Annotated in this window: 20 protein-coding genes; 11 read left to right on the top strand and 9 right to left on the bottom strand. The window is 73.1% G+C overall.

Annotated features, from left to right (window positions below; translation table 11 throughout):
• The first annotated feature begins 256 nt into the window (after nucleotides 1-256).
• On the top strand, nucleotides 257-1,807 hold the full coding sequence (locus ACIGAQ_RS25820; RefSeq protein ID WP_399786583.1) for an alpha/beta hydrolase: 1,551 nt from the start codon (nucleotides 257-259) through the stop codon (nucleotides 1,805-1,807).
• 57 nt (nucleotides 1,808-1,864) lie between these two features.
• On the opposite strand, the gene ACIGAQ_RS25815 is transcribed toward ACIGAQ_RS25820, so the two are convergent.
• The 3 genes from ACIGAQ_RS25815 to ACIGAQ_RS25805 form a co-directional block, all read right to left on the bottom strand.
• Entirely contained in the window at nucleotides 1,865-2,356 is a 492-nt protein-coding gene (locus ACIGAQ_RS25815) for a hemerythrin domain-containing protein (RefSeq protein ID WP_311679249.1), read from the bottom strand.
• 79 nt (nucleotides 2,357-2,435) lie between these two features.
• Nucleotides 2,436-2,606 (bottom strand): hypothetical protein, encoded by a 171-nt coding sequence (locus ACIGAQ_RS25810; protein WP_031106884.1) that lies wholly within the window; start codon nucleotides 2,604-2,606, stop codon nucleotides 2,436-2,438.
• Nucleotides 2,607-2,724: 118 nt separating this feature from the next.
• On the bottom strand, nucleotides 2,725-4,623 hold the full coding sequence (locus ACIGAQ_RS25805; RefSeq protein WP_399786579.1) for an NAD-binding lipoprotein: 1,899 nt from the start codon (nucleotides 4,621-4,623) through the stop codon (nucleotides 2,725-2,727).
• 289 nt (nucleotides 4,624-4,912) lie between these two features.
• Here ACIGAQ_RS25805 and ACIGAQ_RS25800 point away from each other — a divergent pair, with 289 nt between their 5' ends.
• From ACIGAQ_RS25800 to ACIGAQ_RS25780, 5 genes are all read left to right on the top strand, one after another.
• Nucleotides 4,913-6,913 carry a flavin monoamine oxidase family protein gene (locus ACIGAQ_RS25800; RefSeq protein WP_399786576.1) on the top strand — a complete coding sequence of 667 codons (2,001 nt, stop codon included), beginning with the start codon at nucleotides 4,913-4,915 and terminating at the stop codon, nucleotides 6,911-6,913.
• A 224-nt stretch (nucleotides 6,914-7,137) separates the two neighbouring features.
• Complete coding sequence (locus tag ACIGAQ_RS25795; protein ID WP_311682302.1) at nucleotides 7,138-8,121, top strand: tripartite tricarboxylate transporter substrate binding protein; 984 nt, start codon at nucleotides 7,138-7,140, stop codon at nucleotides 8,119-8,121.
• Entirely contained in the window at nucleotides 8,118-8,657 is a 540-nt protein-coding gene (locus tag ACIGAQ_RS25790; protein ID WP_399786573.1) for a tripartite tricarboxylate transporter TctB family protein, read from the top strand. The genes ACIGAQ_RS25795 and ACIGAQ_RS25790 overlap by 4 nt, the downstream gene beginning before the upstream one ends.
• 1 nt (nucleotide 8,658) lies before the next feature.
• Nucleotides 8,659-10,152: a tripartite tricarboxylate transporter permease gene (locus ACIGAQ_RS25785; RefSeq protein WP_362287327.1), complete on the top strand. Its 1,494-nt coding sequence runs from the start codon at nucleotides 8,659-8,661 to the stop codon at nucleotides 10,150-10,152.
• A gap of 284 nt (nucleotides 10,153-10,436) precedes the next feature.
• On the top strand, nucleotides 10,437-11,591 hold the full coding sequence (locus tag ACIGAQ_RS25780) for an acyltransferase family protein (RefSeq protein ID WP_399786570.1): 1,155 nt from the start codon (nucleotides 10,437-10,439) through the stop codon (nucleotides 11,589-11,591).
• Here ACIGAQ_RS25780 and ACIGAQ_RS25775 read toward each other — a convergent pair.
• Nucleotides 11,578-12,816, bottom strand: coding sequence for a PP2C family protein-serine/threonine phosphatase (locus tag ACIGAQ_RS25775; RefSeq protein ID WP_399786568.1), 1,239 nt, complete (start codon nucleotides 12,814-12,816; stop codon nucleotides 11,578-11,580). The two genes, ACIGAQ_RS25780 and ACIGAQ_RS25775, sit on opposite strands and share 14 nt — an antisense overlap.
• A gap of 198 nt (nucleotides 12,817-13,014) precedes the next feature.
• Here ACIGAQ_RS25775 and ACIGAQ_RS25770 point away from each other — a divergent pair, with 198 nt between their 5' ends.
• Nucleotides 13,015-14,007 carry a sporulation protein gene (locus ACIGAQ_RS25770; RefSeq protein ID WP_399786565.1) on the top strand — a complete coding sequence of 331 codons (993 nt, stop codon included), beginning with the start codon at nucleotides 13,015-13,017 and terminating at the stop codon, nucleotides 14,005-14,007.
• A gap of 13 nt (nucleotides 14,008-14,020) precedes the next feature.
• Here the strand turns inward: ACIGAQ_RS25770 and ACIGAQ_RS25765 are convergent, their stop codons facing one another.
• Both ACIGAQ_RS25765 and ACIGAQ_RS25760 read right to left on the bottom strand, forming a co-directional pair.
• Nucleotides 14,021-14,968 carry a M56 family metallopeptidase gene (locus ACIGAQ_RS25765; RefSeq protein ID WP_399786562.1) on the bottom strand — a complete coding sequence of 316 codons (948 nt, stop codon included), beginning with the start codon at nucleotides 14,966-14,968 and terminating at the stop codon, nucleotides 14,021-14,023.
• Between the two features lie 6 nt (nucleotides 14,969-14,974).
• The gene (locus tag ACIGAQ_RS25760; protein ID WP_311681862.1) at nucleotides 14,975-15,361 is read right to left on the bottom strand and encodes a BlaI/MecI/CopY family transcriptional regulator; all 387 of its coding nucleotides are present in this window, start codon (nucleotides 15,359-15,361) and stop codon (nucleotides 14,975-14,977) included.
• Between the two features lie 160 nt (nucleotides 15,362-15,521).
• Here ACIGAQ_RS25760 and ACIGAQ_RS25755 point away from each other — a divergent pair, with 160 nt between their 5' ends.
• From ACIGAQ_RS25755 to ACIGAQ_RS25745, 3 genes are all read left to right on the top strand, one after another.
• Nucleotides 15,522-16,097, top strand: a complete 576-nt coding sequence (locus tag ACIGAQ_RS25755; RefSeq protein ID WP_399786559.1) for a TerD family protein — start codon at nucleotides 15,522-15,524, stop codon at nucleotides 16,095-16,097.
• A gap of 86 nt (nucleotides 16,098-16,183) precedes the next feature.
• Complete coding sequence (locus ACIGAQ_RS25750) at nucleotides 16,184-16,846, top strand: hypothetical protein (protein WP_399786556.1); 663 nt, start codon at nucleotides 16,184-16,186, stop codon at nucleotides 16,844-16,846.
• A complete protein-coding gene (locus tag ACIGAQ_RS25745; protein ID WP_311681866.1) occupies nucleotides 16,834-17,085 on the top strand; it encodes a twin-arginine translocase TatA/TatE family subunit in 252 nt (83 codons plus the stop codon). The genes ACIGAQ_RS25750 and ACIGAQ_RS25745 overlap by 13 nt, the downstream gene beginning before the upstream one ends.
• An 84-nt stretch (nucleotides 17,086-17,169) precedes the next feature.
• Here the strand turns inward: ACIGAQ_RS25745 and htpG are convergent, their stop codons facing one another.
• From htpG to ACIGAQ_RS25730, 3 genes are all read right to left on the bottom strand, one after another.
• Entirely contained in the window at nucleotides 17,170-19,065 is a 1,896-nt protein-coding gene (gene htpG / locus ACIGAQ_RS25740) for a molecular chaperone HtpG (RefSeq protein ID WP_399786553.1), read from the bottom strand.
• An 87-nt stretch (nucleotides 19,066-19,152) separates the two neighbouring features.
• Nucleotides 19,153-19,860: a class F sortase gene (locus ACIGAQ_RS25735; protein ID WP_399786550.1), complete on the bottom strand. Its 708-nt coding sequence runs from the start codon at nucleotides 19,858-19,860 to the stop codon at nucleotides 19,153-19,155.
• Nucleotides 19,861-19,991: 131 nt separating this feature from the next.
• Nucleotides 19,992-20,816: a hypothetical protein gene (locus ACIGAQ_RS25730; RefSeq protein ID WP_399786547.1), complete on the bottom strand. Its 825-nt coding sequence runs from the start codon at nucleotides 20,814-20,816 to the stop codon at nucleotides 19,992-19,994.
• Between the two features lie 262 nt (nucleotides 20,817-21,078).
• Here ACIGAQ_RS25730 and ACIGAQ_RS25725 point away from each other — a divergent pair, with 262 nt between their 5' ends.
• Nucleotides 21,079-21,579 (top strand): hypothetical protein, encoded by a 501-nt coding sequence (locus ACIGAQ_RS25725; protein WP_399786544.1) that lies wholly within the window; start codon nucleotides 21,079-21,081, stop codon nucleotides 21,577-21,579.
• Nucleotides 21,580-21,592 lie beyond the last annotated feature (13 nt).

Genomic DNA, 21,592 nt, shown 5'->3' with positions numbered 1-21,592 from the left:
ACCCCCCTGCAGTGACCTGCGCACCACCCGCCGGCGCATTTTCCCAGCTTGGGCGGGAGTTTCCGGTTGTTGCCCCTGCCATGGAAACGGTGTTCCCCCGCCTGGGCGCTGGGGCTGACCCCACCGTGGAACCGGATGCCGCCCGGAGTGTCCGGCAGGCGGCCCGTCCCTAGCGTTCTGTCGCACCGCACCCCTTGCCGCGCCCGCCCCCGCCCGGCCGCCGAGGGGGCACCGCCGACAGAGAGGACACCCACCCGTGTCATCCCGCTTCCCGGGAACCCCGCGCCGAGCCGCCCTCGCCCTGACGACCGCCGCTCTGGCCCTCACGGCGCTCCCCGCCACGGCCGGCGCCGCCTCCGGCCCCGACCCGCTGGCCCGCTACCACCAGCAGCGGCTCACCTGGAAGAGCTGCGTGCTCGGCCCGGACGACACCACCGGCAGGGAACTGGAACAGGCCGGCGCCCGCTGCGCCGACGTGACCGTACCGCTGGACTACTCCGACCCCGGCGGCCGGACGATCACCGTCGCCCTCTCCCGGATCCGTGCCGCCGACACCGGCCGCCGCGTCGGCCCGCTGCTGCTCAACGGCGGCGGACCGGGCGGGCGCACGCTCGGCGACCCGCCCTGGGTGCGCAAGGCCATGAAAAACGTCGGGGCACGCTACGACGTGGTGGGGGTGGATCCCCGCTTCGTGGGCCGCAGCACGCCGCTGGACTGCCGCTGGCCCACCGGCTCCGCCTTCCGCTCCGCGGGAGGGGACCGGGCCGGCTTCGACCGCATGACCGCCCTCGCGCAGGACCTCGCCGAGCGCTGCCGGACCCACGCCGGAGACATGCTCCCGCACGCGACCACCCGCAACACCGCACGCGACCTGGACGTCGTCCGGGCCGCGCTGGGCGAGCGCCGGATCTCCTATCTGGGCTACTCCTACGGCAGTTACCTGGGCGAGGTGTACGCCACGATGTTCCCCGGCCGCACCGACCGGGTCGTCCTGGACGGGGTGATCGACCCCGAGCGCTACGGCCCCCGGCTGCTGCGCGGCACCGAGCGGGCCAACCGCCGCGCGCTGGAGGGATGGGCCTCCTGGGCCGCCGCCCGCGACGAGGTCCACGGGCTGGGCCGGACGCGGGGCGAGGTGCTGGCGGCCGTGGAGCGGGTGCGCCGGGCCGCCGCCCGTTCCCCGTTGCGGCTCGGCGGCCACCGCGTGGACGAGCACGTACTGCCCGTCGTCGTCTTCAACGGACTGTCGCAGCACCACGACGTCGCCTACGGTGACTTCGCGCGAGGCGTGCGGGACATGCTGCGGGCGGCCGAGGGGCAGCGGGTCACGCCGTCCCCGTGGCTCGCCGGAGTGCTCGACTTCGTGCTCACCGGGACCGACTCCACGTACGGCAGCGCCCAGACGGCGATCCTCTGCGCCGACGGTGCCGCACCCCGCGACCCGGAGGTCTACTGGCGTGACGTGCAGCGCACCCGCGCCCTGGACCCGCTCTTCGCTCCCGTGACGCACAACATCAACCCGTGCGCCTTCTGGGACCGGCCGCGCGAACGCCCGACCCCGGTCCGCGCCGACCTGCCCGCGCTGCTCGTCAACGCCACCGGCGACCCGCGCACCGGCTACGACGGCGCCCGGGCGGTGCGCGCCCGGTGGTCGTCCTCGCGCCTGGTCACCCTGCGCGGCGCGGACCAGCACGCGGTGTACGGCGTGTACGGGGTGCCGTGCGTGGACGACACGGTCAACGCGTACCTGGCCACGGGGCGGCTGCCGGCGCGGGACGTGGACTGCGAGGCGCCTGAGCGGGGGTAGCGCACGCGGGAGCCCGGACCGTTCCCGGTCCGGGCTCCCGAGCAGTGAGCGGCGCTCTCAGGACTCGACGATCTTGCGCACGTTGTCGACGGAACCGCAGCCGGCCTCCAGCTGCCGCTCGCGCTCCTGCCAGAACGCCCGGCCGAGCTCCTCACGACGCTCCATGGCCACGTTCTCGCGCGCGCCGTTGAGGATGGTGCGCTCCTCCTCGTCGGCGTGGTGCGTGACGGCCTGCACGAGCTCCTCGAGCTTCTCGTCCCACTCGTCGGAGCCGACCTCCTCCACCTGGAGGAGGTCCAGGAGGGCCTTGTTGCCCTCGTCGTGCTCGTCCTCGCCGTGCTCGACCTCTTCGTCGTCGATGTTCTTGTACCGCTTGAGCGCCGGGTAGACCTTGGCCTCCTCGGCCAGCGCGTGCGCGATCAGCAGGTCCGAGAATTCCCGCAGCGCACTCTCGCGGTCGGCCTCGACGCTGCGCATCTGACGGAAGAGGTCTTCCATGCGCCGATGGTCCTGAAGAATGAGATCGACGACGTCCTGCGTATCGGCCATGAGCAGGAACCCCTTTCGTACGGAGAATCAGGCCTTTCATTTACCCCGTTCCCTGCGCGGGGAACGGGGCCGACCGGGTCTACCAGCGGTACCAGCGGCCCTTGCGGCCACCGGTGTCCGCGCTGCGCAGCACGAAGCCGAGCAGCCAGACCACCAGCACGATCACCGCGATCCACCACAGCGCCTTCAGTGCGAAGCCGGCGCCGAAAAGGATCAGGGCCAGCAGAAGAACGAGAAGCAAAGGAACCATTGTTATCTACCTCCAGAGCTCCTGATGCCCGGGCTTTTTCGCCCCACACAGCGAAATTGCTTTGTTTTTCCAGGCGGATGGCGGGCACAAGGGCCGATTCGGCCGTGCGCGCGGGAGGTCAGTCCCGGCCGACGACGACGACCTCGTCGCCGTCCGTCCAGCGGCGCCGCTCGGCCTTGGGCGGGTTGATGCGCACGCCGTGGCCGGGGCCCGCCGACGCCTCGTCCCGGCTGCGGTAGCCGATGGCGCACTCGCCTCGTTCTCGTGCCGCCGCCACGACGGTGGCGAAGGCCGTCTCGCACCCGGGCAGCACGTAGTCGCCCGCGGGCCGCAGGCGGATGCCCGTGCCGTCGGCGGAGAACAGTTCCTCGAAGACCGCTGCCAGGTGCCGGTTCTGGGAGATCTGCGCCATGAGCAGGCCGATGAGCTTGCCGCTGATGATGACGTCGGCGCCCGGGCTGATGGGAGCCAGGGCCCGGTTGCGGTCGTCGACCAGCTCGGTGACGACCGGCAGTTCCCGCCCGGTGGTCTCCTCCAGCCGGCGCAGCAGCAGGAGCGTGACGAGCGTGCGGTTGTCGGGGTGGTCCTCCGGCTGTCCGGGGGCGGGGTCCTGACCGAGGACGATGACGCTGTCGTAGGAGTGCACGTCCAGACGCTCCAGGGTCTCGGGGCGGGTGACGTCCCCCGGGTGGAAGGTCAGGACCGGCCCGGGGCCGTGGCGCGAGCCGGACTCGCGCACCTGACGGGCCGTCTCCTCGCCGCGGTCGGCGACCACGTCGACGACCGACCCGGGCAGGGCGCGGCGGCGCAGCTGGTCGACCATGAGCGGCGCCCTGCGGTTCCAGCCCAGCACCAGGACCCGCTCCGGCCGCGCCGGCGTGGGCGGCCCGGACACCGTCACCGCCTTCTCGACCCACTGCCCGCACGGGCCCGGCCAGGCCGTGTCGTCGTCCCGGGAGACGACGATGAGCAGGTCGTCCGCGGTGATGGTGGTGTGCGACGGTGGGGCGAGCAGCGGGGTGTCGCCGCGCACCAGTCCGACCACGCTGGACGTCGGATAGGACAGCAGTGCCTCGCCGAACGTGCGGCCGGCCAGGGACGCTTCGCCGACCAGGTAGAACTCGTCGCCGGCGAAGTCGAGGAGCTCCCGGTGGACCAGGGACAGGCCGGGACGCCGGGCCGCCTGCACGATCAGCCGGGCCGTGACGGTGTCGCTCTCCAGGACGACTCCGCCCGGCCCGGCGGCAAGGCACGCGGCCAGCCGGTACCGGTCGTCCCGGACGGCCGCGACGACGGGCGGCCGGCTCTGCGTACCGGCCAGCGCCGCCCGGAGCGCCAGCAGCGTCTTGACGACCTCGGCGTCGGCGTCGGGCTCGTCCCGGGGCAGCACGAGCACGACACCGGCCGTCGCGGGACTGGTGAGGGTCAGTACGGCCGGGTCGGTGGTGGGGCCGCTGCGGCAGATCAGCCGGGTACGGCCGACGGGCCCGACCTTGGTGCCGAGGGCCTCCTCCATGGCGGTCTTGTCGCGGTCGGCCAGCACCACCACCGCCGCGCGCCGCTGGTTGGCGTTGGCCGCGACCAGTTCCCCGACCACCGTGAAGACCTGCTCCGACCATCCCAGGACCACGACGTGGCCCTGTTCGAGCACGGTCGAGCGGCCCCGCCGCAACGCGGTGAGCCGTTCCGTGAGGGCGGTGGTGATCAGGCCGACCAGCGTCGAGACGTACAGCAGGGCCACCAGGGCGAGCAACACCGACATCGTCACGCGCAGCGGCGTGCCGGTGGCGCCGCCCAGCCGCAGCGTCTCGCCCGTCAGGTGCCACACCTGCGCCAGCCGGTCCGGCAGGGACCGGGGCGCGTGCGGGTCGGTCCACACCACCACCGCGCTGGCCGGGACGACGACGGCCAGGCACAGCAGCGCCATCCACCCGACGAGGGCGGAGGCACCGCGGGCCAGCGTGCTGTCGAACCAGTAGCGGGCCCGGTCACCGAACGAAGTGCGCCGCTGCGCCACTCTTCCCCCTCCGTCGCCCCGGCCCTCCCCGTGCGCCGGTCGGCGCCGCCGTGCGCGTGCGGCGCGCGGATGGGCAAAGAGCGCGGGTGTGAGTACGCATGTCGAAGTCTGGGGGCCGGTGCCGGGTGGTGAGCGCGGTTCCGTCGCGCATTCATTCCTTCGGGTTCACCGAGCCACCGAGAACGCGGTGTCTCCCGTGACGTGCGGGTTTTGCCCCGGATTCGCTCCTTGGAGGCAAGCTGTGGGCGAAGCGCGGCGCCCCGTCGCGGCGGCCGCTACAAAGATCGCCATGACTGATGATCACGCGGTGGTGCGTCCCGACGGCGGCTTGTCCCGGCGGAGTTTCGCGACGGTGGCCGGCACGGCCACCGTCGCGACGGCCCTGACCGGCGGCACCGCCACGGCGCTTCCCGCGCCTGCCGCGCCACCCGCCCCCGGTGGCGCCCGCGGCGCCGACCTCGACCGGTGCCTCGACGTCGCCCGCGCCCTGCTCGTCCTCGACTCCGACGACCGCCCCCTCGTGCCGCGTTACCGGCGCGTCCTGCGGGACGGGCTGCCGGCCCGCAGGACCCGCCCCAAGGACGTCCTCGTCGTCGGCGCCGGCCCGGCGGGGCTGGTCGCCGCCTGGCTGCTGAAGCGTGCCGGGCACCGGGTGACGGTCCTGGAGGCCAACGGCAACCGGGCGGGCGGGCGCGTCAAGACCTTCCGCAAGGGCGGGCACGAAGGCGCCGCGCAGCCGTTCGCCGACCCCCGTCAGTACGCCGAGGCGGGCGCGATGCGCATTCCCGGCAGCCACCCGCTGGTCATGCAGCTCATCGACCAGCTCGACCTGAAGAAGCGGCGCTTCCACTACGTCGACGTGGACGAGGAGGGACGCCCCGCCGCGCGCACCTGGATCCACGTCAACGGCATCCGGGTGCGGCGCGCCGACTACGCCCGCTCGCCCCGGCGCGTGAACCGCTCCTTCGGCGTACCCAAGGCCCACTGGGACACCCCGGCGGCCGCCATCCTGCGCGCCGCCCTCGACCCGGTGCGCGACGAGTTCAGCCGCGTCGGCCCGGACGGCAAGCGCGTCGGCAAGCCCCTGCCCGAACAACTGCGGGGCTGGGCCCGCGTGGTGCAGCGGTTCGGCGACTGGTCGATGTTCCGCTTCCTCACCGAGCACGCCGGTCTCGACGAGCGCACCGTCGACCTGATCGGCACCCTGGAGAACCTCACCTCGCGCCTGCCCCTGTCCTTCATCCACAGCTTCATCGGCTCCTCCCTCATCAGCCCCGACACGCCCTTCTACGAACTGGAGGGCGGCACGGCCGTCCTGCCGGACGCGCTGCTGGAACGGGTGCGCGAGGAGGTGCGGTTCGACCGCCGGGTGACACGCATCCAGTACCACCACCCCGACCGCCCCTCGCCGGAGGGCGGGCACGTACGGCGCAAGGGCCCGCACGTGTGGGTGGACACCGTGTCCGAGGGCCGCGACGGCCCGGTCGTCCGCGAACAGTTCACCGCCGACGTCGCCGTGGTCACGGTGCCGTTCTCCGGACTGCGCCATGTGCAGATCGACCCGCCCCTGTCGTACCGCAAGCGCCGCGCGGTCTGGGAGCTGCACTACGACAGCGCGACCAAGGTGCTGCTCGAATTCAGCCGCCGCTGGTGGGAGTTCGACGAGGACGACTGGAAGCGCGAACTGAACGCCGTGAAGCCGGGCCTGTACGAGGCGTACCGCACCGGCCGGGCCCCGGCGGACGGCAGCCTGCTCGGCAGCCATCCCTCCGTGCCGGACGGGCACATCACGGCGGCCCAGCGCACCCACTACGCGGCCAACCGCGCGATCGGCCGCGACCAGCCGGAGGCGGCCGGTGTGGTGGGCGGCGGCTCGGTGTCGGACAACGCCAACCGCTTCATGTTCAACCCCTCGCACCCGGTCCCGGGCAGCGCGGGGGGCGTACTCCTGGCCTCCTACAGCTGGGCGGACGACGCCCTGCGCTGGGACTCCCTGGACGACGAGGCACGCTACCCGCACGCGCTGTGCGGCCTGCAGCAGGTCTACGGCAACCGCATCGAGGTGTTCTACACCGGCGCGGGCCGCACCCAGAGCTGGCTGCGCGACCCGTACGCCTACGGGGAGGCGTCCGTGCTGCTGCCCGGACAGCACACGGAACTGCTGCCCGCGATCCCGGCGGCCGAGGGGCCGTTGCACTTCGCCGGGGACCACACGTCGGTCAAGCCGGCGTGGATCGAGGGGGCCCTGGAGTCCGCCGTGCGGGCCGCCCTGGAGGTCCACACGGATTAGCCGGCGCGGACTGGCGGAGCCCCGGCGCGTGCGCGCCGGGGCTCCGCCGTCTTTGCGACGACGCACGGGGGCGGCCGCCCCCCTCGTGACCGTAATGACCACAACCTCCGTTGATTCCGCAAGCGAGACACCTCGTCGGCGTCCGGGCACCATGTGGCCCGCATCACCCTCCCCCACAGGGCATCGACCTACCCGCAACGACGTACCGACAGGTGGTGGCACTCGTGCGCCTGCGCACCCCCCTCGCCCTGCTCGGGGCCGCCGTGCTCGTGCTCGTCGGACCGCCGCTGCTGACCTCCGGCAGCGGCTCCGAGACCGGCACACAGATCCCGGGCCTGCGTTTCATGGTCCCCAACACGCCCGGCGGCGGTTACGACATCACCGCCCGCACCGCCGCGAAGAACGCCGAGGACGCCGGACTGACCCACGGCATCGAGGTGTTCAACCTGCCCGGCGCCGGCGGCACCGTGGGCCTGAGCCGGCTGGTGAGCGAGCACGGCAACGGCAAGCTCGCCATGTCCATGGGCCTCGGAGTCGTGGGCGCCGTCCGCTCCAACGACGCCCCGAAGACGCTCGGCGACACCACGCCCATCGCCCGGCTCACCGAGGAGCAGGACGTCGTCGTGGTCGCGAAGGACTCGCCGTACAAGACGATCGGCGACCTGATCGGCGCCTGGAAGGAGAACCCGGGCAAGCTGCCGGTGGGCGGCGGCTCCTCGCCCGGCGGGCCCGACCACCTCGCGCCGATGCTGATGGCGCGGGCCGCCGGGATCCCCCCGAAGCAGGTCAACTACATCCCCTTCGACGGCGGCGGCGAGCTGCTCGCCTCCATCCTCGGCAGCAAGGTGGCCTTCGGCGTCTCCGGCGTCGGCGAGTACCTCGACCAGATCAAGGCGGGCGAGCTGCGCCTCCTCGCGGTCACCGGCCCCGAGCGCGTGGAGGGGCTGGACGCGCCCACGCTGAAGGAGGCGGGGTACGACGTGAACTTCACCAACTGGCGCGGCATCGTCGCCCCGCCCGGCCTGACGGACGGCGAGCGGGACAAGCTCGTGCGGCTGATCGAGGAACTCCACGACTCCGACGAGTGGCGCAAGGCCATGGAGCAGAACGGCTGGGACGACGCCTTCCTCACGGGCGAGGAGTTCGGCGCGTTCCTCGACGCCGAGGACAAGCGCGTGGTTTCGGTGCTGAAGGAGCTGGGACTGTGACGACGCAGACCACCGACACTGCCGCCGCGCGGGACGGCGACCGGCGCTCGTGGCTCAAGGAGCACTCCGAACTCGGCGTGTGCGCCCTGCTGCTGGCGCTCGGCGCGCTCGTTCTGACGGACGCGCTCACCATGGACGTCGACATCGCCCAGCGCGGCCCGGTCGGGCCGCGGACCGTGCCGATCGTGGTCGGGGCCGGCCTGCTGCTGATCGCGGCGCTGCTCGCCGTGGACGTGCTGCGCGGCGGCCGGGGCCAGGCCGAGGGCGGCGAGGACATCGACCTGTCCGAGCCCGCCGACTGGCGCACCGTGCTGCTGCTGACCGGGGTGTTCCTCGGGTCGGCCGTGCTGATCGAGCCGCTCGGTTTCCCCGTCGCGGGCGCGCTGCTCTTCTGGGGCGCGGCGTTCGCGCTGGGCAGCCGCCGCGTCGACCGCGATCCGCTCATCGCGGCCGGGCTCTCCCTCGTCACCTACACCGTCTTCAACAACCTGCTCGGAGTGCCCCTGCCCGGTGGTCCGCTGATGGGAGTGCTGTGACATGAACGCCCTCAACTCCCTGCTGGACGGCTTCGGCACGGCCCTGACGCCGATCAACCTGCTCTGGGCGGCGATCGGCGTCCTGCTCGGCACGGCGATCGGCGTGCTGCCGGGCATCGGCCCGGCGATGGCGGTCGCGCTGCTGCTGCCGGTGACGTACGGGCTCGACCCCACCGGCGCGTTCATCATGTTCGCCGGCATCTACTACGGCGCGATGTTCGGCGGCTCGACCACGTCCATCCTGCTCAACACCCCCGGCGAGAGCGCGGCGGTGGTGGCGGCCATGGAGGGCAACCCCATGGCGAAGTCCGGGCGCGGTGCGCAGGCCCTCGCGGCCGCCGCGATCGGGCACTTCGCGGGCGGCATGGTCGGCACGCTGCTGCTGGTGGCGCTCGCGCCGACGGTCGCCGACCTGGCCGTGGACATCGGCGCGCCGGACTACTTCGCCATCATGGTGCTGGCGTTCATCGCGGTGACGTCCGTGCTGGGCTCGTCCCGGGTCCGGGGCATGGCCTCCCTGCTCATCGGCCTCACGCTGGGGCTGGTGGGCCTGGACCAGATGACCGGCCAGCAGCGCCTCACCTTCGGCTCACTGCAACTCGCCGACGGCATCGACGTCGTCATCGTCGCGGTCGGCCTCTTCGCGATCGGTGAGGCCCTGTGGGTCGCGGCGCACCTGCGGCGCAGGCCGCCCGAACCGATTCCGGTGGGCCGGCCGTGGCTGGGGCGCGGTGATGTCCGGCGCACCTGGAAGTCGTGGCTGCGCGGCCCCTTCATCGGGTTCCCGTTCGGCGCGATCCCGGCGGGCGGCGCGGAGATCCCGACCTTCCTGTCGTACGTGACGGAGAAGCGCCTGTCGAAGCACAAGGACGAGTGGGGCAAGGGCGCCATCGAGGGCGTCGCGGGCCCGGAATCGGCGGCGTCGGCCTCGGCGGCGGGCACGCTGGTGTCGATGCTGACCCTGGGCCTGCCGACCACGGCGGTCGCGGCCGTGATGCTGGCCGCGTTCCAGCAGTACGGCATCCAGCCCGGCCCGCTCCTGTTCGAGCGCGAGCCCGACCTGGTCTGGGGCCTGATCGCCTCGCTCTTCGTCGGCATGGTGCTGCTGCTCGCGCTCAACCTGCCGCTGGCGCCGGTGTGGGCGAAGCTGCTGCGCATCCCGCGGCCGTACCTGTACGCCGGGATCCTGTTCTTCGCGGCGGTCGGCGCGTACGCGGTCGGCGGCGAGGTGATCGACCTGGTGATCCTGCTGATCATCGGCCTGATCGGCTTCGGCATGCGCCGCTACGGACTGCCCGTACTGCCCGCCGTCATCGGCGTGATCCTCGGCCCGAACGCCGAGCAACAGCTGCGCCGCGCCCTGCAGATCAGCGACGGCAGTGTCACGGGGCTGGTCGACACGCCGTTCGCGGTGACCGTGTACGCGGTGATCCTGGTCCTGCTGGCCTGGCCGCTGCTGCGCAAGGCGCTGACACGCGGCCGCACCACGGCCTGACCGGGCCACCACCGCCTTCCCATCGGTCGGGACGACCCGTACGCACGGACCTGAACACCGCGCGTACGGGTCGCCGCTCGTTTCCGGCCGGGCGGTCAGCCGAAAAGGAGGTCCACGCCCTTCGGCGATCGCTTCCAGCCGGGGGAGCATGTCCGCTGACTGCGCCCCGAGCGGCGTGATCCGCGCCACACCCGCGAGGGCCGGCGGTTTACACCGCTGCGCAGTGGTCAGGCGGCGGGGATGTCCCACCGGCACCCCCGGGCCGTACCCCCGGCACGACGCGTATGCGCCCCTCCGGGGCTCCCGCACGTCCGGCGGGGGCCCCGGTGAGCGAGGACACCCTGCGCCTGCGTGCGGTCCCGACCGGCGCAACCGCGCGCGAGGAACGGCCCGCGGCACGGCCGGGCGGGCAGCGGGACGCGTACTTCGACAACGCCAAGTACCTGGCCATCGTGCTGGTGGCCGTGGGGCACGCCTGGGAGCCGCTGCGCGACGGCAGCCGGACGGTCAGCGCCCTCTACCTGCTCGTGTACGCCTTCCACATGCCGGCGTTCATCGTCGTCTCCGGCTGCTTCTCGCGCTCCTTCGACGCCGCCCCGGGGCGCGTCCGGCGTCTGGTGACCGGCCTCGCGGTGCCCTATGTCGTGTTCGAGACGGCGTACACCCTGTTCACCCGGTGGACCGACCAGGAGCCGGACCGGCCGGTCAGCCTGCTGGACCCCCTGTATCTGACCTGGTTCCTGGCGGCCCTGTTCATCTGGCGGCTGACCACGCCGCTCTGGCAGCGGGTGCGGTGGCCGCTGCCGCTCGCCCTGGCCGTCGCGATGCTCGCGACACTCTCGCCGTCGATCGGTGACGATCTCGATCTGCAGCGCACCTTGCAGTTCCTGCCGTACTTCGTCCTCGGCCTGCTCCTGCGGCCGGAGCACTTCCGGTGGGTTCGCCGCCGAGCGGTGCGGATCCTCGCCGTGCCGGTGTCCGTCTGCGCGGGCGCCGTGGCGTACTGGGCGGTCCCGCGGATGAGCGGCGCCTGGTTCTACCACCGGGACAGCGCCCCGGAACTGGCCGCGCCCGCCTGGTACGGGCCGGTCATGACCCTGGTGACCTTCGGCTGCTCCCTGGTGCTGGTGGCGTGCTTCCTGGCGTGGGTGCCGGGGCGCCGCGCATGGTTCACCGCGCTGGGCGCGGGCACGTTGTACGGCTATCTGCTGCACGGCTTCGTGGCCCAGGGATCGAAGTTCTGGGGCTGGTACGACCCGGCGTGGGTGCACCGTCCGCTGGGCGCGGTCGTCGTGACGGCCGCCGCCGCTGTGCTGGTGACGGCACTGTGCACCCCGCCGGTGCGGCCACTGTTCCGCTGGGTGGTGGAGCCCGGGATGGCGTGGGCGTTCCGCCCGGACGCGGGCCGACGGAGCGCCGGCGGCGTCACAGCCGGATGACCACGAGGGCGATGTCGTCGGGCGCTCCGCCGGTGACGCCGAGATGGGTGAGCACGGCGTCCGCCAGCCGGTCGGGAGCGAGGGCGACGTTGCGGGCGAGGGCCGTGGCCAGGCGGTCCAGGCCGGTGTCGATGTCCTCGTCGCGGCGTTCGACGAGCCCGTCGGTGTAGAGCACGAGGGTGTCGCCCGGCGTGTAGGGCAGGCCGGCCTGTGGGCGCGGGACGTGGTAGGGGCGGGCGCCGAGCGGCGGGTCGGTGGCCTGGTCCAGCAGCTCGCTGGTCCCGTCGGCGTGGAGCAGGACGGGCGGCACGTGTCCCGCGTTGCTGTAGACGATCAGCCGGCTGCGGGTGTCGACGAGCACCTTGACCGCGGTGGCCGCCATCGCCCCGTCGACGGAGCGGGCGTACAGGCCGAGCACCTCCAGGGCCTGGGCGGGGCTCGGGACGGCCCGGATGGCCGCGCTCAGCGCGCTGCGGAGCATCCCCATCACGGCCGCGGCCTCCAGACCGTGGCCGACGACGTCCCCGACCGCCGCTGCGTAGCGGTCGGGGGGCAGGTCGACGACGTCGTACCAGTCGCCGCAGACGTTGAGCGACCGTGTGGCGGGCAGGTAGCGCACGGCGATGTTGTCGTCGTGCCGGGTCAGGTCACGGTCCTGGAGCATCGCTTCCTGGAGGGCGACGGCGATCCGGCGTTCGCGCTCGTGGGCCTCGCCCAGTTCCCGGTTGAGCCGGTGCAGCTCACGGGCCCGTACGTAGAGCTCGGCCGCCATGCCCTGCTCCCGTTCGGAGAACTCCTCCGTGAGGCGGCGCACCCGGCTGGAGTGGACGAAGGCGGTGACGTCCTCGGACCGCTGGACGATCCACGCCACCGAGCCGTCCGCGGCGGGGATCGGAGTGTGGGTGTTGGACCACCAGCGCTCCTCGAAGCCGCCGGGCCGTCCGGGGGCGGCGATGTCGTAGCGCTGCAGCACCAGGATGTCCGGGGCGCCGGTGGCGAGCACGCGGCGCAGGGACTCCTCCAGGTTCCGTTCCGCGTCGCCGCCGGCGCCCGGGTTGGCCGGCAGGGCGTCGAAGAGGTACCGGCCCACCAGGTGCCCTCTGGTGCGGTTCGTGGCCGTCAGATACGCCTGGTTCGCGTAGTGGATCACCAGGTCCGTGTCCAGCACCAGGTACGGGCTCGGGGTGGCGTCGAAGAACGCCGTGAAGTCGATGTCCGCTGCCATGAGGGGCGCTTCCTCGGGTCCGCGGGCGGGACGCCCGCTCCCCCCAATCTACGAGCCCGCCCGCCGATGAGCCCACCCACCGTGTCCTCGGCCGAGCCGGGTCACGGGGTCATGGGGAGAGGTAGACTTCTACACGCCTGTAGAAGAAAGCAGGCCCTCCCTGTGACAGCTCTCCCCTGTGAAGGAGTGGACGCCACCATGGTGTTCAAACGACTGCTCGGCGCGCTCGGTGTGGGCGGCCCCACGGTCGACACGGTTCTCGACCCGGCACCCGTCCGGCCCGGCGGGACGCTCACCGGCCGGGTCCGGCTCAAGGGCGGCAACGCCGACTTCGAGATCGAACACATCACGCTGGAGCTGGTGGCCCGCGTCGAGGCCGAGCACGAGGGCGGGGAGAGCGAGGGCGTGGTCGCCTTCGACCGCTGCACCCTCGGCGGTGGCTTCCGGCTCGCCGAGGGCGAGGAGCGCGAGGTGCCGTTCGGCGTGACGGTGCCGTGGGAGACACCGATCACCGAACTGCACGGCCAGAGCCTGGGCGTCCTTCTGGGTGTGCGCACCGAACTGTCGGTGGCGGGCGCCAGGGACAAGGGCGACCTGGATCCGCTGAACGTCGCGCCGCTGCCCGCACAGGAGGCGGTCCTGGAGGCGCTCGGCGGGCTCGGGTTCGGCTTCCGCTCGGCCGACCTGGAGTACGGCCGCATCGGCGGCACGGGCCAGCGGCTGCCTTTCCACCAGGAGATCGAGCTCGTTCCGTCACCCCGGTACGCGCACCAGGTGGACGAGATCGAGCTGACCTTCCTGGCCGGCCCCGGCGGCATGGAGGTGGTGCTGGAGGCGGACCGGCGCGGTGGCTTCCTGTCGCCCGGCCACGACACGCTCTCCCGCTTCACGGTCTCCCACGACCGGGTCGAGCACCAGGACTGGCCCGCGCTCGTCGACGGCTGGATCCGCCAGTCGGTCGAACACCGGGCGTCCTACGGCACCCCCGCCGCCTGCGGCCCGGCCGGCCACGGCCGCGGCTCCGGGGGACACCACCACGACGGCCACCGATCGCGACCCGGCGTGGGCACCGCCGTCGCCGCGGGCGCGGCCGGACTGGCCGTCGGAGTGGCCGGCGGCATGGTGGCGGGCGAGGTCGTCGACGAGATCGGGGACTTCTTCGAGGGCGAGGAGGAGGAAGAGGAGGGCTGACCCCGGAGCACGCTCACAGCGGCGTCGCCGCGTGCAGGATGAAGACCATCGTCACCGCCGAGTTCGCTGACGACAGCGCCGACACCGCCGTCCCGGCCGCCGCGCCCCACGCCGCCAGCCCGACCGAGGTGAAGACCGGGGGCCAGGTGCGCGCGGCCGGGGCCGGGCCGAGCAGCGCGGCCACCCGGCGCGGCACCGGGCCGGGTGCGGCGAGGCCCGCGAGCGTGGGCGCCGGGGTGCCCCGGGAGACGAGCGCGGCGGTGCCGATGGCGCGGGCCACCGTGCGGCGGCTGCCGATCGCCCCGGCCGCCTCCTCGTCGGCCCACCGCTCCGCCGTGTACGCCACGGCGGTGCCCAGCGGCCGCAGGAACGGGTTGGCCCGGGCGGCGAGCCGCACGGCGAGCAGGAAGCGGTCGTGCCGGCCGGCCAGATGCGCCCGCTCGTGGGCGAACAGGGCCCGGCGCTCGCCCGGCGCCAGCCGGTCCAGCAGGGCGGTGGTCACCACGACACGGCCGGCCCGCGCCCCGCGGGCCCGCCGGCCCGGCAGCGCATAGGCGTAAGGGGCGGCGTCGGGCAGGACGGCCACCTCCGTGTCCGGCAGCCCGTCCAGCGCGCGGTGGGCCCGGCGGCGCACCCTGGCGTGCCGGCCCAGCGTCCGGGCGCAGGCCACCAGTACGGCGCACAGGGCGGGGATGGCGGCCTTGCCGACGACCTCGTCGTACGGCACCGCCGCCCGCACCTCGGGGTCGGACCAGCCGTCGGGCAGCGGGTTGCCGGGCAGCTGGGCGGTGCCCACCACCATCACCAGCCCGAGGCACACCGTGCTGCACACGGCCAGCACCACGGCCAGCGCGGTCAGCAGCCGGGTCGCGGTGCGCGGATGCAGGTGCTGCTCGGCGAGGCGCGCGACCGGCCAGGCCGTGAGCGGCAGGACCAGCGGCAGAAAGACGAAGACCCCCATGAGGCTTCAGTCTTCCCCCTCGCCGTGGGCCTGCTCCAGCAGCTCGCGCAGCAGCCGCTCGTCGTCCGGCCCGAGTCCGGTGAGGAAGCTGGCCAGCACGGCCTCCCGGTCGCTCTCGGCGTCCAGCACCTTGCGCATCTTCCGCGCGGCCAGACCGGCCTGATCGGCGGCGGGCGTCCAGGCGAAGGACCGGCCCACCCGCTCCCGGGTGACCGCGCCCTTGCCCAGCAGCCGGGTCAGGATGGTGATCACCGTCGTGTACGCGAGGTCGCCGCCGAGGCGTTCCTGTACCCAGCCGGCCGTCGCCGGACCGTCCGCCTCCCGCAGCGCCGACAGCACCAGCGCCTCCAGCTCGCCCTGCCCCCGCCTGGGACGCTGCCGGGGATCCGTCACCGCCCTGCCTCCCTTCCGCCGCCCTGCGTTGCCCGTGCGGACATCGTATAGATCCGCCGGACCCGCCCCGCCATCTTCTACAGTGCTGTAGATTTCAGAGGCACACCGCTGGGCGCACCTCACCCGGCGCACACCACCGACACGCAACAAGGAGTATCCCGTGGGAGTTTCCCTGTCCAAGGGCGGCAACGTCTCGCTCAGCAAGGAGGCCCCCGGCCTCACCGCCGTCCTGGTCGGCCTGGGCTGGGACGTGCGCACGACCACCGGGACCGACTACGACCTCGACGCCTCCGCACTGCTCCTGGACGCCTCCGGCAAGGTCCCCTCGGACCAGCACTTCGTCTTCTACAACAACCTCAGGAGCCCGGACGGCTCGGTCGAGCACACCGGTGACAACCTCACCGGCGAGGGCGAGGGCGACGACGAGAGCGTCAAGGTGGACCTCGCCGCCGTGCCGGCCGGCATCGACCGGATCGTCTTCCCCGTGTCCATCCACGACGCCGAGAGCCGGGGCCAGAGCTTCGGGCAGGTCCGCAACGCCTTCATCCGGGTGGTCAACCAGGCGGGCGGTCAGGAGATCGCCCGCTACGACCTGTCCGAGGACGCCTCCACCGAGACCGCCATGGTCTTCGGCGAGCTCTACCGGCACGGCGCCGAGTGGAAGTTCCGGGCCGTCGGCCAGGGCTACGCCTCCGGGCTGGCCGGGATCGCCTCCGACTTCGGCGTCGGCGTCTGACCCGGACGCCCGCGCCGCCGGGCCCCGGCACGTGCCGGGGCCCGGCCTCCCCACGTGCCCTGCCCGACGACCCACCAGGAGACCCTGTGACCCACCCGCCCCGGCTCCGTCCGGAGGACCGCGCGGACTTCGCGGCGGCGGTGGACCTGGCGCTCGGCACCGCGGACATCCGCGACGCCCTCGCGGCGGATCCGGGCGGTCTGACCACTGCGGACCTGCGCGCCGACGCCCTCGCCCGGGCCGACGCCCTCGCGGCGGCCGCCGCCGAGCCGTACCGCGTCTACCTCTCCCTGCGCGGGGCGGCCCGGAGGGAGACCCCACCGGGCGGCGCGGGCGGCCTGCTGCCCGCCCTCGCGGTGCTCACCCCGCTCGTGGCGGGCACCTCGGCCGCGGCGCTGCTCCTGGTCGGCGGCGTCCTGCGGGCGGCCCGCGCACCCGGCCCGCTGCCCGGCTCCCTCGCCGCGGCCGGCTGGACCCTGGCGCTCGTCGCGGCGCTGTCCGGGCTGGTCGCCCTGGCCGCCCTGCTGCGCACGGCCCTGCGCCGCGACGCGGTTCCCCCGGCCCCGGACCAGGTGGAGCACGCCCGCCGGGTCTGGCGTCAGGCGCTGCTCGACCACGGCGTGCTGCCCCACCTGCGCCAGCTGCTCGCCTCGCGTCCCGAGGCGGCGATCACCCCGCGCTCCCCGGCCGATACGCTCACGCCGTGCCCGGCCCGGGCGAGAAAGGACACGACACCATGTTCGGACTGAGCGAGCTCGCGATCATCCTCATCGTCGTCATAGCCGTCATCGGGATCAAGAAGCTCCCCGAGCTGACGCGCTCGGCCGGCAAGGCGGCCCGCATCCTCAAGGCCGAGGCCCGGGCCGCGAAGGACGAGGAGGCCGGAACGGCCCCCGCTCCGCGAGTGGTCCAGGGCGAGGTCGTCCCACCGGGCGCCGGCACGCCCCCGCCCGGCACCCGCGCGGCGGACGCCCCGGACCACCACTGATCCGTCCCCGGACAGCCTTACCGTGACACCACGACGGCGCCCCGGCAGACGGCGTGACGGCGTGACGGCGTGACGGCGTGACGGCTAGAGCGTGCGCTCCAGGCGGTCCGCCACCAGCTTCACGAACTTCGCCGGGTCCTTCGGCTGGCCGCCCTCGGCGAGCACCGCGAGGGTGTGCAGCAGTTCCGCGGACTCGGCCAGCTCCGTGCGGTCCGCGTTCTCCTGGTAGGCCTGGTTCAGGCCCTTCACCAGCGGGTGGCCCGGGTTGAGCTCCAGGATCCGCTTGGTGCGCGGCACCTCCTGGCCCATGGCCCGGTACATGTTCTCCAGGGCCGGGGTCAGGTCGTGCGCGTCGGAGACGACGCAGGCCGGGGAGACGGTGAGCCGCGTCGACAGGCGCACCTCCTTGATCTCCTCGTCCAGCTGCTCGCGCATCCAGCCGAGCAGACCGGAGTACTCCTCGGCCTGCTTCTCCCGCTCCTCACCGGCCTGCTCCGCGCCTTCGGCGTCCAGGTCGATCTCGCCCTTGGCCACGGACCGCAGCTTCTTGCCCTCGTACTCGCCGACGGCGTCGACCCACACCTCGTCGACGGCGTCGGTGAGCAGCAGGACCTCGATGCCCTTGGCGCGGAACGCCTCCATGTGCGGGGAGTTCTCGATGCTCTGCCGGGACTCGCCGGTGAGGTAGTAGATGTCCTCCTGGCCGTCCTTCATCCGCTCCACGTACCGGGCGAGCGTGGTCGGCTCGTCCCCGTGCGTGGTCGTGAACGACGCGACGGCCAGCAGGGCGTCGCGGTTGTCGGAGTCGGTGACCAGGCCCTCCTTCAGGACCGTGCCGAACTCACGCCAGAGGGTGGCGTAGCGGTCGGCGTCCCTGGCCATGATCTCCTTGACCGTGGACAGCACCTTCTTCGTCAGCCGGCGCTGCATCATCCGGATGTGCCGGTCCTGCTGGAGGATCTCGCGCGAGACGTTCAGCGAGAGGTCCTGAGCGTCCACCACACCCTTGACGAACCGCAGGTAGGGCGGCAGCAGCGCCTCGCAGTCGTCCATGATGAAGACGCGCTTCACGTACAGCTGGACGCCGCGCTTGAAGTCCCGCGTGAACAGGTCGTGCGGCGCGTGCGCGGGGATGAACAGCAGCGACTGGTACTCGAAGGTGCCCTCCGCCTGGAGCCGGATCGTCTCCAGCGGCTCGCGCCAGTCGTGGCTGATGTGCTTGTACAGCTCGTGGTACTCGTCGTCGGACACCTCCTCGCGCGAGCGGGCCCACAGGGCCTTCATCGAGTTCAGCGTCTCGGGCTCGGGCGTCTCGTCCTTCTCACCGGCCGCCGGGACCATCCGGATCGGCCAGGTGATGAAGTCCGAGTAGCGCTTGACGATCTCCCGGATCTTCCACTCGGAGGTGTAGTCGTGGAGCTGGTTCTCCGGGTCGGCGGGCTTGAGGTGGAGGGTCACGGAGGTGCCCTGCGGGGCGTCGTCGACACGCTCCAGGGTGTAGGTGGCCTCGCCGCGCGAGCTCCAGCGGGTGCCCTGGCTCTCCCCGGCCCTGCGGGTGACCAGCGTGACCTCGTCCGCCACCATGAAGCCGGAGTAGAACCCGACGCCGAACTGGCCGATCAGCCCTTCGGCCCCGGCCGCGTCCTGGGCCTCGCGCAGCTCCTTCAGCAGGCTCGCCGTGCCCGACTTGGCGATGGTGCCGATGAGCTGCCCGACCTCGTCGTACGACATGCCGATGCCGTTGTCCCGCACCGTGAGGGTACGGGCCTCCCTGTCGACGTCGATCTCGATGTGCAGGTCCGACACGTCGGCGTCGAGCGCGTCGTCCCGCAGCTTCTCCAGACGCAGTTTGTCGAGCGCGTCGGAGGCGTTGGAGACGAGCTCGCGCAGGAAGACATCCTTGTTCGAGTAGACCGAGTGGATCATCAGCTGCAGCAGCTGACGGGCCTCTACCTGGAACTCAAACGTTTCGGTCGTCATGGTTCGCGCATCCCTCACAGGTCGCACAGTCGCCTGAACTGGTGGCAGTCACTGTAAAACACCAAGTCAGGCGCGGAGGACCGGACGTCAGACGAGGTGGGCGAAGACCACGAGGTTCTCGGTGTAGTCCCGGGCCCGGTGGTCGTAGGCGCCGGCGCAGGTGATGAGGCGGACCTGGGCGTCGGGGGTGTCGCCGTAGACGCGCTCGCTGGGGAAGGCGTCCTTGCGGAACGACTCCTTGTGGTCGACGGCGAAGGTCGCCCTGCTGCCGTCCGCCCGCTTCACGTGGAACCTGTCGCCCTTCTTCAGCTCGCCGAGCCGGGCGAACACCGCCGGTGAGGTGGTGGTGTCCACGTGCCCGGCGATGATCGCGGTGCCGGCCTCGCCGGGCGAGTGGCCCTTGGCGTACCAGCCGACCAGGTTCGTGTCGTCGGGCGGGGGCGGGTCGAGCTGACCCGTCCGGCCGATGGCCAGGTCGGTGAAGGGCGCGTCGACGGCGATCTTCGGGATGAGCAGGCGGACCGGCGCGGAACGCGGCAGGCCGGCGGCCGGGGACGCGGCGGACGGCCGCGCCGCCGGGGTGGCAGGCACGTCCGGCACGGCGGGTGCGGTGGCCGGGACGGCCGGCGGGGCGTGCGGCGGGCCGCCGGCGTCCGGCGCGGTGCCGCGGCCTGCGACCAGGTGCGCGGTGAGCAGGAGCGCGGCCGCGATCCAGATCGCCGTCACGGCGGTGCGCAGACGCCGTCGCTTCGGTGCGGGGGCAGGCTGGGCCGGGGAGGGAGGGCTGGCTGCCATGCGGATACCACCTCATTCGGGCACGGCGGCGGGTCGGGCGCGGCAGCGGGCGCGACCCGCGGAGGACGAGCCGGGCCGCCGCGACGCGAGAGGCGTGCGGCGGCCGCGGCGGCTGATGCGTCAGGCGTCCGTCATGCGGCACCCTGCGACGCCCGCTGGCGGCGCAGCGCGTACAGGCCGGTGCCGGCCACCGCCAGGACAGCCAGGCCGCCGGCGGTCACGCCCGGCGTGCCGGCCAGCCCGCCGCCACCGGTGTGCATGCCACCGTGCGGCTTGTCGTGCTTGCCGTGCCAGGAGCCCTTGTCGTGGTCGTCCTTGTCGTGGTCGTCCTTGCCGTGCTCCTCGTGCTTGCCGTTCTCGTCGTGCTTGCCGTTCTCGTCGTGCTTGCCGTTCTCGTCGTGCTTGCCCTCCTCGTGCTTGCCGTTCTCCTCCTCCTTGCCGTTCTCCTCGTGCTTGCCGTTCTCGTCCTGCTTGTCGCCGTAGGCGTCCTCTTCCTGCTTGTCGACCCAGGCGTCCTCGCCGTCGGCGTTGTCCCAGTCGTCGTCCGCGTTCACCGCGGCCAGGGCTCCGCCGCCGGTGTGCATCCCGCCGCGCGGCTTGTCGTGCTTGCCGTCCTTGCCGTGCTCGTCGTGCCGGTCGTGCTTGCCGTTCCAGGAGTCCTTGCCGTGGTCGTCCTTGCCGTGGTCGTCGTGCTTGCCCTCGTCGTCGCGGTGGTCGCCGTAGCCGTCCTCGTCGCGACTCCAGTCGTCGTCCGCGGTCAGCCCGGTCAGCGCTCCGCCGCCCGTGTGCATCCCGCCGCGCGGCTCGTGGTGCTTCCCGTCCTTGTGGTGCTCCTTGCTGTACGAAGTGGTGTCGTGGTCCCGGTCACCCATCGCCTCGGCGCAGGCGGTGGGTGCGGCGATCGCGAGGGCGGCCGTGGCCGTGGCCGTCGCGAGCAGCATGCGGGCAGAGCGCATCGGTGAGTCCTTCCGTCGCCGACCGGGCAGCTGACGCCGCGCCAGCTCACGAGACCCGGTCTCGACGTGAACCACCGTCAGTCATGCCGGACGGTCCCACCATCCGGGGCGTTCACACGGGTTACGTCCCCACCCTGACGGCGGCACCCCGGCCCTCGCCGGGCCGCTCCGCGAGATCCGCAACCTCCTGCCCCCGCGCACCGTCTCCTACGGCGACACGGGGGTGAATCCGCAGGCCCCCGGACCGCAGCGGGAGGCGCTCATGGCCATGGTCGGCCTGTTCTGGATCGGCGAGGACTCGGTGCACCTGGGGGCCGAGCCCGTGGGGGCGGCCTCCGGGGTGCGGCTGACCGAGGGCGGCGTCGCGGTGGTCGGCGTCGACGGGGGCAGGTTCTGGGCCTGGGACGAGGTCGACCGCATCGAGACGCACGACGTGCCCGTGCGGTCGGGGGTGCGCAGGCTGGCATCCATGGCGTTCGACGCGGCGCTCGTCGCCGTCACGGGGGACGGCGAGCTGCCCCCGGCCTTCACCGTGGAGGTGGCGGCGGCCGGGGAGACGGTCCTGACCGACGCGCACGCGGCCGTCACCGGAGGGATCTACCTGCCCTCCGAATACGAACTGTCCACCGCTCTCCTCCGGCGGCTGGCCGACGGAGGTGCCCACGTCGCCGATCTCCTCGCGTGGGGCCGGGAGCACGCGGCCGAGGGCACTCCCGCACGCGAGGAGCGCGAGGCGCTGCTGCGCAAGTGGGCCGGCCTGTAGCCCGCGGCCCCGG

Origin of the sequence: Streptomyces sp. NPDC085932 (assembly GCF_044540525.1) — a bacterium.
Classification (GTDB): Bacteria; Actinomycetota; Actinomycetes; order Streptomycetales; family Streptomycetaceae; genus Streptomyces; species Streptomyces levis.
Note: the sequence above shows the minus strand (reverse complement) of the source record. Positions and strands in the feature narration are given on the sequence as shown.

What these genes read in the sequence shown, in the direction of transcription:
- ACIGAQ_RS25780 (WP_399786570.1), top strand. Translation starts at nt 10,437, where the DNA reads ATGCGCCCCTCCGGGGCTCCCGCACGTCCGGCGGGGGCCCCGGTGAGC.
- ACIGAQ_RS25735 (WP_399786550.1), bottom strand. Translation starts at nt 19,860, where the DNA reads ATGGCAGCCAGCCCTCCCTCCCCGGCCCAGCCTGCCCCCGCACCGAAG.
- ACIGAQ_RS25730 (WP_399786547.1), bottom strand. Translation starts at nt 20,816, where the DNA reads ATGCGCTCTGCCCGCATGCTGCTCGCGACGGCCACGGCCACGGCCGCC.
- htpG (WP_399786553.1), bottom strand. Translation starts at nt 19,065, where the DNA reads ATGACGACCGAAACGTTTGAGTTCCAGGTAGAGGCCCGTCAGCTGCTG.
- ACIGAQ_RS25785 (WP_362287327.1), top strand. Translation starts at nt 8,659, where the DNA reads ATGAACGCCCTCAACTCCCTGCTGGACGGCTTCGGCACGGCCCTGACG.
- ACIGAQ_RS25770 (WP_399786565.1), top strand. Translation starts at nt 13,015, where the DNA reads ATGGTGTTCAAACGACTGCTCGGCGCGCTCGGTGTGGGCGGCCCCACG.
- ACIGAQ_RS25810 (WP_031106884.1), bottom strand. Translation starts at nt 2,606, where the DNA reads ATGGTTCCTTTGCTTCTCGTTCTTCTGCTGGCCCTGATCCTTTTCGGC.
- ACIGAQ_RS25765 (WP_399786562.1), bottom strand. Translation starts at nt 14,968, where the DNA reads ATGGGGGTCTTCGTCTTTCTGCCGCTGGTCCTGCCGCTCACGGCCTGG.
- ACIGAQ_RS25800 (WP_399786576.1), top strand. Translation starts at nt 4,913, where the DNA reads ATGACTGATGATCACGCGGTGGTGCGTCCCGACGGCGGCTTGTCCCGG.
- ACIGAQ_RS25815 (WP_311679249.1), bottom strand. Translation starts at nt 2,356, where the DNA reads ATGGCCGATACGCAGGACGTCGTCGATCTCATTCTTCAGGACCATCGG.
- ACIGAQ_RS25775 (WP_399786568.1), bottom strand. Translation starts at nt 12,816, where the DNA reads ATGGCAGCGGACATCGACTTCACGGCGTTCTTCGACGCCACCCCGAGC.
- ACIGAQ_RS25745 (WP_311681866.1), top strand. Translation starts at nt 16,834, where the DNA reads ATGTTCGGACTGAGCGAGCTCGCGATCATCCTCATCGTCGTCATAGCC.
- ACIGAQ_RS25725 (WP_399786544.1), top strand. Translation starts at nt 21,079, where the DNA reads ATGGCCATGGTCGGCCTGTTCTGGATCGGCGAGGACTCGGTGCACCTG.